At 53.4% G+C, this 15,614-nt stretch carries 12 protein-coding genes; 4 read left to right on the top strand and 8 right to left on the bottom strand.

From position 1 onward, the window contains the following. The first annotated feature begins 19 nt into the window (after window positions 1–19). Window positions 20–2,320 (top strand): glycoside hydrolase family 97 N-terminal domain-containing protein, encoded by a 2,301-nt coding sequence (locus PQG80_RS09740; RefSeq protein ID WP_271751103.1) that lies wholly within the window; start codon window positions 20–22, stop codon window positions 2,318–2,320. 109 nt (window positions 2,321–2,429) lie between these two features. On the opposite strand, the gene PQG80_RS09745 is transcribed toward PQG80_RS09740, so the two are convergent. From PQG80_RS09745 to PQG80_RS09765, 5 genes are all read right to left on the bottom strand, one after another. Next, entirely contained in the window at window positions 2,430–3,872 is a 1,443-nt protein-coding gene (locus tag PQG80_RS09745) for a DHA2 family efflux MFS transporter permease subunit (RefSeq protein WP_432432740.1), read from the bottom strand. Between the two features lie 80 nt (window positions 3,873–3,952). Continuing rightward, window positions 3,953–4,378, bottom strand: coding sequence for a MarR family winged helix-turn-helix transcriptional regulator (locus tag PQG80_RS09750; RefSeq protein WP_271751105.1), 426 nt, complete (start codon window positions 4,376–4,378; stop codon window positions 3,953–3,955). 346 nt (window positions 4,379–4,724) lie between these two features. Continuing rightward, the gene (locus tag PQG80_RS09755) at window positions 4,725–6,008 is read right to left on the bottom strand and encodes a nucleotide disphospho-sugar-binding domain-containing protein (RefSeq protein WP_271751106.1); all 1,284 of its coding nucleotides are present in this window, start codon (window positions 6,006–6,008) and stop codon (window positions 4,725–4,727) included. Window positions 6,009–6,372: 364 nt separating this feature from the next. Then, on the bottom strand, window positions 6,373–6,852 hold the full coding sequence (gene rlmH / locus PQG80_RS09760; protein WP_271751195.1) for a 23S rRNA (pseudouridine(1915)-N(3))-methyltransferase RlmH: 480 nt from the start codon (window positions 6,850–6,852) through the stop codon (window positions 6,373–6,375). Between the two features lie 84 nt (window positions 6,853–6,936). Then, window positions 6,937–7,512, bottom strand: coding sequence for a TetR/AcrR family transcriptional regulator (locus PQG80_RS09765; protein ID WP_271751107.1), 576 nt, complete (start codon window positions 7,510–7,512; stop codon window positions 6,937–6,939). Between the two features lie 155 nt (window positions 7,513–7,667). On the opposite strand from PQG80_RS09765, the gene PQG80_RS09770 reads away from it, so the two are divergent. Together PQG80_RS09770 and PQG80_RS09775 are read left to right on the top strand one after the other, a co-directional pair. Then, on the top strand, window positions 7,668–8,531 hold the full coding sequence (locus PQG80_RS09770) for an SDR family oxidoreductase (RefSeq protein WP_271751108.1): 864 nt from the start codon (window positions 7,668–7,670) through the stop codon (window positions 8,529–8,531). A 155-nt stretch (window positions 8,532–8,686) separates the two neighbouring features. Further along, the gene (locus PQG80_RS09775; protein WP_271751109.1) at window positions 8,687–8,989 is read left to right on the top strand and encodes a hypothetical protein; all 303 of its coding nucleotides are present in this window, start codon (window positions 8,687–8,689) and stop codon (window positions 8,987–8,989) included. A 174-nt stretch (window positions 8,990–9,163) separates the two neighbouring features. Here PQG80_RS09775 and PQG80_RS09780 read toward each other — a convergent pair whose 3' ends face one another. Continuing rightward, window positions 9,164–12,223: an amidase family protein gene (locus PQG80_RS09780; RefSeq protein WP_271751110.1), complete on the bottom strand. Its 3,060-nt coding sequence runs from the start codon at window positions 12,221–12,223 to the stop codon at window positions 9,164–9,166. A gap of 497 nt (window positions 12,224–12,720) precedes the next feature. On the opposite strand from PQG80_RS09780, the gene PQG80_RS09785 reads away from it, so the two are divergent. Further along, window positions 12,721–13,473, top strand: coding sequence for an SDR family NAD(P)-dependent oxidoreductase (locus PQG80_RS09785; RefSeq protein WP_271751111.1), 753 nt, complete (start codon window positions 12,721–12,723; stop codon window positions 13,471–13,473). A gap of 410 nt (window positions 13,474–13,883) precedes the next feature. Here PQG80_RS09785 and PQG80_RS09790 read toward each other — a convergent pair whose 3' ends face one another. Further along, the gene (locus PQG80_RS09790) at window positions 13,884–14,384 is read right to left on the bottom strand and encodes an SRPBCC family protein (protein WP_334219815.1); all 501 of its coding nucleotides are present in this window, start codon (window positions 14,382–14,384) and stop codon (window positions 13,884–13,886) included. 44 nt (window positions 14,385–14,428) lie between these two features. After that, complete coding sequence (locus PQG80_RS09795) at window positions 14,429–15,559, bottom strand: SGNH/GDSL hydrolase family protein (RefSeq protein WP_271751113.1); 1,131 nt, start codon at window positions 15,557–15,559, stop codon at window positions 14,429–14,431. Window positions 15,560–15,614 lie beyond the last annotated feature (55 nt).

The raw sequence follows: 15,614 nt of genomic DNA on the forward strand, positions 1-15,614 counted from the left end.
TAATGGAGGAGGGAAAATCATGTCGTTTAAGAAAGCAGTAAGTTTCGTAATGGTATTCATTATTATGCTTACGTCTGTTCCTTCGGCTTTTGCGATTGATCCCGGAACGCAGTACGCTACATCCTCGCCTAATGGCTCGCTCACGGCGACTATGTACTTGGAAGGCGGCGAATTATTCTACACCATTACCAAAAACGGCGCGACAATCGTCGAGAAATCGCGGATGGGCCTGAAGACCACCGGTACGGATTTCTACTCGGGAATGTCATTCGTATCGACCAGCACAACCTCGTGGAACAATACCTATTCTATACCGGGCGGCAAAAAAAGCGTAAACCAAGATAACGCGGTACAAAGGGAATATGTCGTGTCGAAGGGCTCCGCTCAGCTTAAAATATTCATGACGGTATATAATGATGGATTCGGTTTCAGATACTATCTTCCCGGGATGGGAGAGACCTTTATCGAAAAGGAATATACCGAATACAATTTCCCTAACGGAACGGGCGGATGGGGATACCCGCCGGTTAACACTTACGAGGGAACCTGGCAATATTACGGTTCCACAGCATTAGACACCACCACGGTTACCATGCCTTTTTTAGCCTCGATTAACAACAACGCTTATTGGGCTTTATTTTCTGAAGCGAATGTATATAACGCGGATGGGACTTATTGTCCATCGGTTCTCACCGGGAGCGCGGGACAGAACATGAAGTTTTCCTGCGCCGCTGACCAAGCTCAGTATGGAACGCAGATTCAAGCCGCTTTGCCTTTCCAGACGCCTTACCGGGCCGTGATCGTCACTGACAATCTTAACGATTTGGTTAATTCAACCCTGGTGCAGAACCTGAACCCGCCGTCCAAAATCGCTGACACCAGTTGGATCAAGCCGGGTGTCGCCGCATGGTCCTGGTGGTCCGAGGACTATTACGGCGATCCGGGCGTTCCTGAAGGCTATCGTGAAGTGCCTTATACTTACGCGCGCCAAAAGGATTATGTGGACTTCGCAGCTTCAATGGGGTGGAAATATGTCACCGTTGACGCCGGATGGGTGAAATGGACCGACGGTACCGTCGCGGATCTCGTCCAATACGCCGCCACCAAGAACGTGGGCATATTCATATGGGCAAGTCCGTATGTCCATACCCCATATGGCGCGAGCCGGATGAATTTGCGTAAATGGGCGAGCTGGGGCATTAAAGGAGTAAAGGTGGACATGACGGCAAACGACTCGCAGGTTGGGATGAACTTTCTGGAGTCGGTAGCCGACTATTGCGCCGAGCTTAAGCTTATGGTCTATTTCCACAACTCCACGAAACCGGGCGGAGAAGAGCGTACTTGGCCTAATATTATAGGTTCCGAAGGGGTGCTGGGCTCCGAACGCTATAAACTGTATTGGCCGCCGGCTCCAACCGCCGTTCACAATACGACGCTGCCGTTCACGAGAAACGTGCTGGGCTCCATGGATTACACCTCCGTCGCGCTTAGCAACACGAACAAAAACACGACGCAGGGCCACCAGTTGGCGATGTCCATTGTCTTCGAGTCCAAAATTTCCAACTATGCCGATTCCATAGACATATACGGAAACTGGAAGGGCACCGAGCTTCTGCGGGTTGTGCCGGCCTCATGGGACGAGACGAAGCTCCTGGACGGGTTCCCGGGGAGTCACGTAGTTATGGCAAGGCGAAGCGGTTCGGATTGGTATATCGGGGCGATGACCGACGGCGCGAGGACAGTCACGATTCCCCTTTCAAGCCTGAACCTTGGTTCCGGCAACTACACCGCTTATGTCTATAAGGACGGAGCTACGGCAGAATCCATAAGTAAAGTAACCAGTACGGTGACAGCCTCTTCTACGCTGACGATTCCTCTTTTACAGACCGGAGGCGCCGCGGTTTTGATTTCAAAGACTACCGTACCCAGCATGCCCAATGATCCATATACTTATTATGAAGCGGAAAGCGCTACGCTTGCCGGTGCCGCTTCCGTCATAAGCTGCGTCAACTGCTCTAACGGCAATAAAGTCGGCAACCTGGGCAGTAATTCAGGCACCGTGCAATTCAATGTGACCGTACCGGCCGCGGGTACTTACAAAGTTAAGCTGAATTATCTGGCAGCCGACGAGAGATGGCCCAGCTACAGTCTGAATGGCGGCCCCAATACATTGCTTAAAATAAGGCTGGATTCAGGAAGCTGGAATGTGGTGCGGAGCTATGTTACAACCATGAACTTGAACGCCGGCAGCAATACGATCAAGTTCTCCTATACCAATTGGGGATCTGAAATCGACAAGATCGGAATTCTGGCAACGTAGAAATCTCGAAAATTTTTAGCGCCCATGCTCGACGCACTGCAACAAAGGCTGCCGATTGGCAGCCTTTGTTTGTTTGGGATGTGCGTTTCATTCACTTACTTGCTCTCTTTTAGTGCATCGCATGCGCGACTTCGCGCTTGACGATAACGCGACGAATAAAGAAGCTTACGACCAAGCCGACCAATGCAATGGCCATGGTGAACAAGAATACGTGCTGCGAGCCGGCCGTCATGGCGAGTGCGATTTCACTTGGTTTGGTCGGAGCAGCGGAACTGTGCAGATAGCTTTCTGTACCGCTCGTTAAGAAGCTGATGGCGACGGCAGTCCCGATGGCACCGATGACCTGCTGAAAGGTATTCATGACCGCTGTGCCATGCGGATACAGTTCCGGCGGCAGCTGGTTGAGCCCGTTCGTCTGGGCAGGCATCCAGATCAGGGCAATCCCGACCATGAGCCCGATATGCAGAGCTACGATAAAGGCAACCGAAGAATCGGGAGTTATCGTGCTGAATAGCCAGAGCATCGTGGCAACGATCGCGAGGCCCGGAATAACGATCCATTTCGGTCCGTGCTTATCGAATAATCGCCCGACGCGCGGCGACAGGATACCGTTCAGCGCGCTGCCCGGCAAGAGCATAAGTCCGGCAGTAAACACGGAGAGCCCTGCACCCTTCTGCAAGAACATCGGCAGGATAATCATGCTCGACATAATGATCAACATACATGACAGCACAAGCAGCAGCCCTACGATGTACATCGGATATTTGAAGACACCCAGGTTCAGCATGGGATCGTGCATCAAGTTCTGCCGCAGGATAAACAACGCCAGCGCGATAACCCCCACGACGATGGATGCGATCACGACCGGACTTCCCCAGCCTTCGACGCCTTCGCCTGCCTTGCTAAAGCCGAACACGATGCCGCCGAAGCCGATCGTCGATAATACGACGGACAGCAGGTCGATCCGAGGCTTCTTGACCTCGGTGACATTATCTAGATACTTCAAACCCACCAACATGCCGGCGATCAGAAAGACGAGCGAGAACCAGAAGATATAATGCCAGGATAAATACTCGATTAATAACCCGCCTACGGTGGGTCCTGTCGCAGGCGCGAACATGATGACCAGTCCGACGAACCCCATCGCGGCACCACGCTTCTCAGGGGGGAAAATGACAAGGATGGTATTGAACATAAGGGGCAGCAATAAGCCCATGCCGACCGCCTGCAAGACGCGAGCAACCATCAACATTTCAAAATTGAGCGCAAGCGCGGCAATCAATGTCCCTACGATCAGAAAGATAGTCGACGCCGTGAACATCTGCCTCGTCGTAAACATCTGAAGCAGCAATCCGCTCATCGGCATTAGAATACCTAGCGTAAGCAGAAACCCCGTCGTTAACCACTGTGCGGTAGCGGCCGTAATTTCGAACACATCCATTAAATTCGTCATGGCTATGTTTAATGCGGTCTCGCTAAACATACCGACAAAACCGCAGATGAGCAGCGATGCCAAGATCGCTCGCGTATTGTATACTTTGTTCATCATCATACTCCTTATTCATTCATTCAAGACCATTTGTGCAGCCAGCTACATCTTTAGCAAGCTAAATATGTGATGGAAGAAAACCCTCAACATAAGTTGCTCTCCATTTGCTTTAAAAGACGTCTCAACAACAGGCGCTCTTCCGGCAAGACCGATTCGAGCAGCTTTTCTTGTTGCTGCTTCCATTTCGCAGCGACTGGTTCCTCTAGCGCTTTGCCTTCTTCCGTTAAAAAAATTCGCATAACCCTTGCATCATGCTCGTCACGCATGCGGTAAATAAATTGATTTTGCTCCAGGCATTTCACCATGTTCGTAACCGTTGGCGGCTCGCACTTTAGATGCTCGCAAAGCTGCATCTGCGTGATTCCGTCGCCTGACCATAAACGGGCAAGCAAGTTATCCTGGCCGACATAAAGATTAATCTCCCGAAGCGATTCGCTGTAATCTCGGCGCATGCGGGAGGAAATCCGATCTAACGACTGACGAATGTCGCAATCCACCGAATCTGCCATAAGTATTAATCCCCTTAGCCACCGCTTATATTTAGCCGACTAAATATATCATCCGGAATAGGTTGTGTCAATGTGGTTTATTGGCTGACTTTTCGACTTTGCTTGCGATACGGTTCGGCGTATCCTCTCTGAGGCGAAATTTAAGGGCACCGATTGAGTGCCCTTACTATTTTATTTAGCGGAGCCAATTTGTTGTAGACGCGCCGGCAGCCGATCACAGGGGATCAAGAAGGTTGTCATTCCTCGGATCTCGATTCGACAATCGAGGCAGGAGGCCCGTCGGAAGGATCTCCCGGCAAAGTCGCCCTTCCGGTCGAATCTACGCGCGCCGTTGTCGCTTACTTCCTTACTTGGAAGCTGCAAGCTTCTCTAATTCCTTCACCGTATTTTCGATCGCGTCCATCGATTGGAACTCCTTGGACAAGCGCGTTACGTTCCTCTTGTATTGGGGTTCGTTAAGCACTTGCTTTATTGCATGCAAGATTTTCTCTTTCGTCGGACGGTCGGTCTTTAAATTGATCCCTACGCCCGACCATTCGACTCGCGCGGACACCTCCGGCTTATCCTCGGTTTTACCGGCGGTGACGATCGGAACGCCATAATAGATCGCCTGCTGTACGCCTCCGTAACCTCCGTTCGTCACAATCGTGTCTACATGCGGCAACAATTCATGATGAGGAACGAAGCTCTCCAATCGAACATTATCCGGCAATGGAATATCCATGTCCGATAGAGGCCTCCCCCCCGTCGTAGCCACAACCAGGACGTCTTCTCCGGCTAGGGCTTGTATGGTAGGAATAAGCAACTGACCGAAATCCTGATTCGCGATCGTTCCCTGCGTGACGTGTACTACCTTACGACCCTTCATCTCGTCCCACCATGGGGGAGGGACGAATTCGGTTGGCTTAGCGGGCAAGTACGGACCGACGAACCGAACAATGCCCGGCATATCGCTCCGAGGATATTCGAAGGAAGGACTCGTCCCCTGCAGAACCAGATCAGTTGTCAGTGCGGGGGCTGACAGTGCGAAGTAAGGCAGCTTCGGCACGTTTATTTCGGACAATAATTTGTTCGCATGTTTTTGCACATCCGCGAACATGACTTTTTCAACCAATACGTTCAACAATTTGTTGCGAAGTCGACCGATTGCGCTTGCGTTAGGCTGAATCCCCAGACCGAAGGGAGCCGTATCGCGACTGCTTAAAGTCAAAGGAAAGACCCCATAAGCCGCTATCTTAGGAGCGTTGCCCGTCAGCTTCAACGGCAGCATCCCGGTAAATGCGGCATCTATGACAACTACATCCGCGGGAAACTCCTGTAGTAACTTGGAGATATCCGCGGCATAGGCGGGCATTTCTCCGAAGAAAATATGCTTTAAATCGAATTTCATTTGTTGTACTCCCTGAAACCCGCTTCTTTCGGGAAACCAATCTTCATACCGGCTATCGTCCAAATCTTTAGCCGACCGCACTTTCGCAAATCGCGCGCCTGTCGCTTCGATTTTTACTCTATATTTAGAAGTACTGTACCACATCACCTCATGTCCGGCATCAACCAAGCGCTTCGCGATCGGGAGACCCGGACTGATATGCCCTTGAATAGGCATAACCGCGAATAAAAATTTAGACATTGTTCCACTCCTGACTGCAATTTATTATTTACGATTTTCATAATATCAACTTACCGTTATCGCATTGTAAAACCTGCAGCGGCAAAACCTGGATACCATTGTCGGTTAAAATATCTCTCAGACAAGGCAAGTATTAAAGCTGGCAGTTAAATAAAAGGGCATAAAAAGGCGGCATCCACCAGAAATACGGAGCAGATGTCGCCTTTTTGAACAATATCATTTTTACCACCACTTATGGTGCGGTTCAGCCCCGTTCTATTCGAGGATGTATCTTTCGCCGTCTAAGCTCTTTTAATTAGACCGATACCTACACGCATATTTTCAAAATCATGCCCGGCAAGGAACTCCACATAATAACATTCCCTTACTTATGATACGGTTCCCCCCGATTAATCTTAAACGCCCGATACACCTGCTCCAGCAGCAGCACGCGCATGAGCTGGTGCGGATAGGTCATCCGCCCGAAGCTCAGCTTCTTGTCGGCGCGAGCCAAGACGGCGGGCGAGAGGCCAAGCGAGCCGCCGATGATGAAGGCGACGGCGCCGCCACCGTAGACAGCTTGGCGGTCCAGGTGCGCGGCGAGCTGCTCGCTGGACCAGGCGTCGCCGTCGATCGCGAGCGCGACGACGTGCGCGTCGGGCTTCAGCGCAGCGAGGATGCGCTCGCCTTCGCGGACGCGGACCTGCTCTTCTTCGGCCGGGCTCATGGCGTCCGGCGTCTTCTCGTCCGGCAGCTCGCGGATGTCGAGCCTGGCGTAGGCGCCCAGCCTTTTCGAATATTCGGCCACGCCATCCGACCAATACTTCTCCTTAAGCTTGCCCACGCATACGATCTGAATTTGCATCATGATGATTCAACCGTCCTTCCGACCTCGTTCTGTCACCTGTAGCTTGTCCCAACGGCCGGAACGCCGTACAAACGCACTGCGTCAGCTTACGGGCGCCAATACCGCCGTAGCCACGGCCAGCACATCCCGCGTCATCGCCTCGGACGTACGTTGTCCGGGATGGCGGCTCCACTGCATGGCCGATCCGAATATCCCCCAGCTGATCACTTCCGCTGTCGTCTTGATCATCCCCTCCGCGACAGGCCCCTCTCTATCGCGCAGCCATCGGAGCAGCAGATCCTCGATCTCCTTCTGAATCGCGATCTCGAACATCGGCTCGAACTGGACGTCGCCCGGCGATGTATATTGACGCAGCCGCGCCATGAATTCGAACGTGACATGAATCAACGTCTGCAGGTCGTCCATTCCCGTCAGCGCATAAGCAGGCAGGCGCATCTCCGCCACCTTGCGGAACTTGTCGCTCATCCAGCATGCCAGAAAGGCGTATTTATCTTCGAAGTGGGCGTAAAAAGTGGCGCGATTGACCGTCGCGTGGGCCGCAATGTCTCGTACCGATATGGAGTAAATATTTTTCTTCTGCTCCAGCAGATCCATAAAGGATTGCAGCATCAGCTGACGCGTCCGCTTCACGCGGGGATCGTCCAGGTTAACTGGCATATTCGACTCCGTCCCTTCCGGCGTTCCAAACCGACATATCGACCACCATGTCGGCTACGCAACGTACTCGGCCGAATGCTGGTTGTTCGGGTACCGCGTTACGTTTACCTTTACACTGTACAGTCTAGCATAACGATAAAGAAAGGTGATTCAACATGATTATCGTAACCGGAGCAACCGGCCAACTCGGAAGCATGACGGTGGAAAGACTCCTGGCGCGTATCCCGGCTGAGCAGCTCGGCGTCAGCGTGCGAGATCCGCAGAAGGCGCAGAATCTTCAAGCGAAGGGCGTACGCGTCCGAAAGGGTGACTTTAACGACGCCGGCAGTCTCGCCTATGCGTTTGAAGGCGCGACACAAGTGCTGATCGTCTCCTCGGATCGCTTCGGCGAAGCTAGCGTTCAGCTTCACCGTACGGCGATCGACGCGGCCAAGAAGGCCGGCGCGAGCCGAATTCTGTATACGAGCCACATGGGCTCGTCCCCGTCCTCGCATTTTGCGCCGATGATCGATCACGCCGCTACCGAAGAGGCGCTTCAGGCATCCGGCGTCGCCTACACCTCGCTGCGCAATGGCTTCTACACTGCATCGGCGCTGATGCTGCTCGGCAACGCCCTCTCGACCGGCGAGCTGGCTGCCCCCGAGGATGGCCCGGTCTCCTGGACCGCGCACCCGGATCTCGCCGAGGCAGCAGCCATCGCCTTGACCGAGCAGCGGCTCGACGGCCTGTCGCCGGGCCTTACCGCGACCGAAGCGATCGACCTCGCCGGTATTGCCGCGATCGCTTCAGAATTAACCGGCCGCCCCATTCGGCGCGTGGTCGTATCCGACGATGCGTATCGAGACACGCTCGTTTCGCACGGCGTTCCCGGAGCGCAAGCCCATATGCTGCTCGGCATCTTCCGTGCCAGCAGGGAAGGCGAATTCGCAGGCATCGATCCGACGCTCAGCCAACTGCTTCGCCGTTCGCCGCTTTCCGTGCGCGATGTCCTGAAGGCGTCGATCGACGCCGCGAAGTGATCCGGAGAGATTTGCCGGGTCTATCGGTCAACAAATGGCGGCCTTACGGCCGCCATCTTCGTTGTGCGGGATAAGCAACGGACGCTCTTTTTAGCTGTCAAGCCCAAACCGAATTTGCTTTAGTAGGGTAGATTTTGATTTTCGGTGCTCATAGGATGGAGACGTTCCGATCCTACCTGGGCGGGTCGGTGCCGGAGCGGATCGAAGCGGGGCGTTTCCTTCCGTATACGCCGTATCCTGTCTTCAAGATCCCGGAGAGTACCGAAGGCGGGACGTACGCGCGCAATCGGTTCGTTATGGACACGCGCCTGTACGACCTGGCGCAGGACGAAGCGCAGGATCATCCGATCCGCGACGAGGCGCTCGAGGCTCGGATGATCGGCTTGCTGAAGGACGCGATGCGGCGCGCCGGGGCGCCGCAGGAGCAATATGCTAGGTTAGGATTGAACGCCAAGTAGCAGGTCCGGAAAGAAAAGGAGGCCATCCTTAGCTGGATAGCCGCCTTTTATATTCCGATCCGGCGGCAAATCCGATGTCAAAGGCAAGCCTTGGAGACACCCCGGGAGTCGCAAGACGAAATATGACAAAAAGAGATTTAGAATCAACGATTCTAAATCTCTTTTTTGCCGCCTTTATTCTTTTGTTTCTATTAGTCTTGCAATGATCGTTGCAAACTCCGCTCTGGTAATTTCTTGCGCAGGCTTGAACGTATTGTCCGTGTAGCCTGTGATAATTTGATTGGACGCGAGTGCATCAATGTATCCGTACGACCATGCATTTTCTTTAACATCTGTGAACGACGTTTGTCCAGTGCCCGTTAACTTAAAGGCTCTAGCAATGAGTGCAGCTAACTCACTACGACTCATTTTCTCATCCGGATGGAATGTTCCATCGCTGTATCCTGTCATTAAGCCCGCTTCGGCAGTCGCGCCGATAAACTTATTCGCCCAATGCGTTGAAGATACGTCTGCAAAGCTGCTTTCTTTTCCTTCAAGTCCCATGTAAGTGGCAATGACCTTAATCGCTTCGGCACGAGTCAATCCCGTGTTCGGACGGAATGTTCCATCGGAATAACCCGCTAGTAATCCCTTAGCAATAAGAACGTCAATGCTGGCCCTAGCCCAATGATTCGTTGTATCCGTGAAATGAACGACGACTTCCGGCTGTTCAGGAGGTGTCGTTGTTTCTGGAGGCGTCACAGGCTCTTCTTTAACCGGTGGAGGCGTTGGTCCATTATCGATAATTGGACCCGGATTGCTTGAAACGTATGGAAGTGCCGGTACAAACGATGAGAGCAATCTAGCTTTCGTTTGTTGCTCAAGCGCATAGCCCATGCCCAGAACCTTTGCATCATCCCACGCTCTGCCTACAAGCTGCATAGAGATCGAATATCCGCTATCGTTCGTCCCTACGGGAACCACTACCGTAGGCAGACCGACATTAGACGTTAATACGCCCGTGCCGCGGTCGGAACTTAATTGGGAGGCGGCTGCGTCATTGTTATATACGTCGCTAATAAAACCTGCGTAAACGACGGCGTCGACGCCGTTCGCGTCCATCCAGCCTTTAATCACTTCCTTATAGTCCGTTCGATATTTAATGTAATCTTGTACAGCCTGTTCCGTCATACGGGTAGGTGCCCTATAGTCACTTTTATTATAGATAAGCACCTTATCCGAAGCTAATACGCTTGCGCCATCGATGTAAGGGAACTCCTTATGAAGCTCGATATAACGTGCCCAACCCTCCGTAGATCCGTTAATACCCGAAGGACGGGCAGGGGCTGCCGGTAATGCCGACATCTCAACCATGGTCGCGCCGGCTGCTTGAAGCTGCGAGAACTTATCCATGACGGCTTGCCCGGTATCATCGTCCGCATAGGTAGATACGAAGGATGCTGGAATGTATCCGATTTTCTTTCCTTGCAAGGCATTAACGTCTAGCGATTCCTTCCAGTCCGCTGGACGTTTGTGGTCTGCATCGGCGGTCACCGTGAAAATATCCTTTGGATCCGTGCCCGTCGTCGCATTCAACATAATCGCCAGATCCGTTACCGTTTTAGCTATCGGACCTGCATAATCTTGTCCCCATGTGAGCGGAATCACGCCCGTCGTGCTTGCCATTCCATCCGTACCTCGGAAGCTCTTCAGACTAGCGCCAGTTGTTGGCGCGTAGAGAGATACCCCTGTTTGCGATCCCATTGCCGCCGCTGCAAAATCAGCCGCAACCGATACTGCGGATCCGCCGCTTGAGCCGAAGGAGGTTTTGGACGGATATAGGGCGTTCCATGTTTGCTGCCAGCCGCTCTCGCTAAAGCTGCCGCTATTCGCAAACTCGGAAGTGTTTGCCTTACCGATAATGACGGCTCCGGCTTCTCGCAGCTTATTGACTTGGAAGGCATCGGATTCTGGTTGCCAGCCCTCGAGCGCTTTGCTGCCGCCTGTCGTCGGCATATCCTTCGTATCATAAATATCTTTGATCGCAATTGGAATCCCTAGCAGATCGCCTTTAGCACCTTGTGCGCGAGCAATGTCAGCCGCTTGTGCCTGGTTAAGTGCGGTCTCCGATACATGCAGGAAAGCATGAAATCCTAATTGACCCCTATCGTATGCCTTAATTCGATCCAGATAGGCTTGCGTAATTTGTACGGAAGTGGTTCTGCCATTCATCATATCCTGCTGCATTTCCGCAATCGATTTATTGGTCACATCATAGGGGGATGAAGTTACGAATGGATTGGCTGCAGGCGCACTTGGAATAACTAGCTGATCCCCCGTATCAAGTCCCTCTATGGCGGATATATCCCAGTTGCTAATGGAACGAATTTGCGCGTTGCTTAATCCGGTTACATCCAGCTGACCGTTAAGCCCATCCAGCGTAGCGACCAGATTATTTAATCCTTCTTCACCAGCTTCTCCGACTTGTACATAATTGACGAGAGACTTCGACTCGCCCGGCTCCATATGTAAGGTATGAATGAATCCATAGAAATTCGCTTCGTTTCCGGATTCGGCTAACGGCGTCGTGAATGGATCCTTTTGCTGGTCGCCTAATCCGGTTAATCCATTATCGAATGGATCCGGAGATCCGACTGCAACACCTAGCGGCTTATTGTTTTTAGCGCTGCTGTCTACAACAACCCATGAATCATCCGTCGTGACCTGGAGATCGTGCGAAGAGGTTGCCTTTACGACTGCGGCATTCGTTGTAGTACCGTAGCCTAACGAGCCACCGAAAGAAACATCGACCTTTACGGCCACGTTATTCATATTCGTGAAAGTATCAAAGAATCTCGTTCTGTTATTTTTGGTATCAACGTAAACCTCGCGTGTGATCAATATATTTCCCAGATTTACAGATTGAGTGGAAACAAATTTATTGACGCCGTCATACGACAAGTTAAACCCGCGCATCATCTGACCGTTCATCAGCGAAGCTGAGGGCGACGACACTTTAACAAAGATATTACCGAAGCCTTGTACCTGCGTAGTACCGACCGTACGTAAACTTCCCGTGTCTAAGCTAGGGGCAAAAGCATCGTGAATCTCCCATACCGTGCCGCTCTCCGAGGTAACTCGCGTTAAGGCATCTGCCGATTGAAACGGAAACACGCCCGTTGCGATAACGGATAACGCAATTGAAGCAGCTATAAGTTGCTTTTTACCTTTACGCAGATGTTTCTTTTTGTTCATTATGTAATATTCCCCTCCCTTATATGTAAGGGAATATAACCTTATAATCTTTGATAGTCAATGAAGATTCTTAATATTTGTAACTTTCATCAATATTAAATTAAAAAAACGGATTTTTTTGTTATATTTCATAACATGATATTCGCTTCGGGACGGGCGCCCTTGCCCTTGGCTGCGGTAGGCGCTCGCCCCATTTTCGGTTAAATCGTTTTAATCCTATTTCCATCAATCACATAATCCGCTCCGGTAATCATTGAAGCTCGGCAATCAATGACAGTTTCCGCTGGCCAAAAGGGTGGAGCAAGATCCGCTTGGTCGCTCTTTGCGGGCCGTTTTTCCAGATGGTGCCTATCCTATATGCTGCGCCCCATGTCGTTGGATAACGTTTTCCCCATATGCTATAATTCATTCGTGAACGCGCGTTCACGCACCTTTCAAGACAACTTTTTCAGAAGGAATACGCCCCAGACTACCGAAGACGAGAGGATGACCTAGATATGATAGACGTTCGCGGCAAATGGGCCCTGATTACGGGAGCAAGCCGAGGCGTGGGTTACCAGACCGCGCTCTTTATGGCACAACAGGGCTGCAATCTGATTCTTCACAGCCGTAACCTTGAACACACGAAGAAGGTGGAAGAAGAAGCGAGGGCGCTGGGGGTCGAGACGTACAGCGTTCAAGCGGAGCTCGCCAATCACGCGGAAGTTATCGCTATGCTGGATGCCATCGAGGCCAGAGGCACGCAGGTCGACATCGTATTCAACAACGCAGCCGTCCAGATCGCTTACCGCTCCGACTATTGGAACACACCGGTCGAAGACTTTGACATGAGCTTCCGCATTAACTTCATCGCTGCCGCAACGATCTGCAACCGGCTGATACCGCCTATGATCGAACGCGGCTTCGGTCGCGTCATCAACACGACGAGCGGCATCAAGAACGAGCCAGAGCAGGCCGGCTATGCCGCCAGCAAAGCGGCGCTCGACAAATTCACGAAGGATCTGTCGTCCCGACTGGATGGCACGGACGTTATTCTAAGCTTGACCGACCCGGGTTGGTGCCGCACGGATCTCGGTGGGCCGCAAGCGCCGAGCCCGGTAGAGAGCGTGATTCCCGGCATTGCCGTAGGAGCCTTCGTCAGCGAGAAGAAGAGCGGCCGATTCCTGCACGCCCAGCTATTCGTCGGCATGACGCTTGAGGAAGCGGTGGCCAAAGCGGAGACGATGGAAGCCGCCCCGTACACCATTTAATAGCTGCAAGTCAGACGGCCCGCTTATTGGCGGGCCGTTATTTATATAAGCGGTTCTGTTATCCTAGCTAGCTAATCCCAGCCGACGCGACGGTAGCCAAAAGATCCGATCCCCGCTCGCCGCTCTATTTCTTTCTACCCGGAACCTTGAGATAGAGGAAAATTAGATTCCATAAAATACATCCAAGCAGAATGTGGATTCCACTTTCCTGAACATGTATGCCATTTCCGCTAAGTAACACGCCAGTAAAGAAGCCTAACGCATTGGCTACTACCAGCTCTAATAGCTTCATTATCATCGGACAATCCCCCATCTTAAGGAGTGCGAAAGGAACGTGGGATGAATCAACGACGGGATGGGTTCAAGCAAAGATATGAATCGATCTGGTGCAAGCATGCACGGTCTCTATCTTATTGGTGCGCACCCGCACGTACTTGTTCAATCAACTTCTTGTAAGCTTCGTATTCCTTCTCCCATGCCGCCTTGCGCGATTCCACGGTCCGGCCGTCCAACAGGGCGACGATGACGTCGAGGCACACATGCCAGCCGGCGAGGTCGCGCGGCGTGTGATCCGTGACGCGCGCGATGCGCTCGATCAGCGTGAGCCGGCAGCCCTCCGGCGTCTCGGCGAGCTCGAAGCGGACGCGGTCCTCTGCCCATGTGTACGCGAGCACGGCGAGCGGCTCGAGCGCGAGAATCTCCATCGTCTCCTCCTCGCCGCCGCCCATGTCGAACTTCAAAGCGCCGCCCACGCGCAGGTCGTCTACGCGGAGCTCGGGGAACCATTTCGCAAGCTCTCCATTGTCGGTCAGCATCGCCCAGACGGACGCGACCGAATGGTCCAGCACGCGTTCGAACCGCGCCTCATAGGCACTGCCGTCGTCGATCGATCGGATGACTGCCAGCATCATTAAATACCCCTCTCATGGTTAAAGTAGTGCGCAGATGCATTCCATCAAGCGAGCAAGGGTCGAATCGCAGCGGCTAAGACATCGGCGGCGAGCCGGTGCCCCCGCTTGCCAGGATGGTTCCGCGCGCCTACGGTCTCTTCCGTCTTGTCCGGCAGCAGCACGACCGTCACCTTCGGATCGCCGGCCTGCTCCCGGTATTCGCCCACCGCCCGCTCGATCGCGGGCAGCATCGTCGTACCGAGCATGCCGTACGCCCACACGATGTGCGCCTCCGGATTGCATCGCCGGATCGTCGCCAGGAACGCCCGCGCCGCCCGCTCGAAAGCCGCCACATCCTCCGCGTTCATCGTGCCGTCCGCATTTAACCGCTGCTTGTGCGTCTCGCCCGTCTCCGGGTCCCGCCAAGCCGGCGTGTTGAAGGCTGCACCGTCGTTGGTCCCCAGGTTGACGACCACGACGTCCGGCTGCCAGGCGGCGAAGTCGTTCGCCTCCAATGCGCCGAGCTCCCGGTTCCGCTCGCCCTTGAGCAATCCGCATACCTGCTCGTAATACGCCGGCAGGTTCGCCCGCGGATTGTTGTCCCAGCTCGTCAGCAAGCCCCAGCCGCTCTGCGACAAGATTCGGTGCTCCGCGCCCAGCGCCTCGGCGGTCATCGCGGCGTAGTTGTCGACCGCGCTGGACCACATCGGGAGCCAGTCCTGCTCGATCTTCGACCCGATCGCGCCTTCGCCCGACGTGATGCTGTCGCCGACGAACTCGAGCTTATAAGGCTTGTCCGCCACGGGCTGGAATGTCCCGTCGAACCGGACCGCACGAATCTGCATACGACAGCCCGAATCGCCGCTCATCGCCTGCGTGTCCTTGACGATCCGCACGTTTTTAACGACGTCCGTATTCATGCCTCTGAACACGCATGCCCAGTGCCGTCCTGCGGTGATCATCTGCCTGCTCACCGCCGCGTCGTTGATCAAGACGCTGAGCCAGGTCTCATATGCATTGTAGTCCACCTCGACCTCGATCCACAGCTCGCCGCCCTGCGCATTCCACTCGAGGCCGCTCCCCGTCCAGAACAAGGTCAGCGGATCAAGTCTGCCCGTCGTGCGGCCGTGCACCTTCATATGCGCGATCTCGGACAAAGCGTAATTCCGCAGCTTATCGTTATCGTTTGATGTCATCCCGTTCGTGCCTCCCATATCTACTGCTTCGTTGACTCAGATTTTATCGCTTCCG

This window comes from Cohnella rhizoplanae, assembly GCF_948329515.1.
Taxonomy (GTDB): domain Bacteria; phylum Bacillota; class Bacilli; order Paenibacillales; family Paenibacillaceae; genus Cohnella; species Cohnella rhizoplanae.

Excerpts from the sequence above, each read along its gene's own strand:
- PQG80_RS09765 (WP_271751107.1), bottom strand. The coding sequence starts at position 7,512 with ATGCCAGTTAACCTGGACGATCCCCGCGTGAAGCGGACGCGTCAGCTG.
- PQG80_RS09745 (WP_432432740.1), bottom strand. The coding sequence starts at position 3,872 with ATGATGATGAACAAAGTATACAATACGCGAGCGATCTTGGCATCGCTG.
- PQG80_RS09770 (WP_271751108.1), top strand. The coding sequence starts at position 7,668 with ATGATTATCGTAACCGGAGCAACCGGCCAACTCGGAAGCATGACGGTG.
- PQG80_RS09790 (WP_334219815.1), bottom strand. The coding sequence starts at position 14,384 with ATGATGCTGGCAGTCATCCGATCGATCGACGACGGCAGTGCCTATGAG.
- PQG80_RS09755 (WP_271751106.1), bottom strand. The coding sequence starts at position 6,008 with ATGTCTAAATTTTTATTCGCGGTTATGCCTATTCAAGGGCATATCAGT.
- PQG80_RS09740 (WP_271751103.1), top strand. The coding sequence starts at position 20 with ATGTCGTTTAAGAAAGCAGTAAGTTTCGTAATGGTATTCATTATTATG.
- PQG80_RS09795 (WP_271751113.1), bottom strand. The coding sequence starts at position 15,559 with ATGACATCAAACGATAACGATAAGCTGCGGAATTACGCTTTGTCCGAG.
- PQG80_RS09775 (WP_271751109.1), top strand. The coding sequence starts at position 8,687 with ATGGAGACGTTCCGATCCTACCTGGGCGGGTCGGTGCCGGAGCGGATC.
- PQG80_RS09780 (WP_271751110.1), bottom strand. The coding sequence starts at position 12,223 with ATGAACAAAAAGAAACATCTGCGTAAAGGTAAAAAGCAACTTATAGCT.
- rlmH (WP_271751195.1), bottom strand. The coding sequence starts at position 6,852 with ATGCAAATTCAGATCGTATGCGTGGGCAAGCTTAAGGAGAAGTATTGG.
- PQG80_RS09750 (WP_271751105.1), bottom strand. The coding sequence starts at position 4,378 with ATGGCAGATTCGGTGGATTGCGACATTCGTCAGTCGTTAGATCGGATT.
- PQG80_RS09785 (WP_271751111.1), top strand. The coding sequence starts at position 12,721 with ATGATAGACGTTCGCGGCAAATGGGCCCTGATTACGGGAGCAAGCCGA.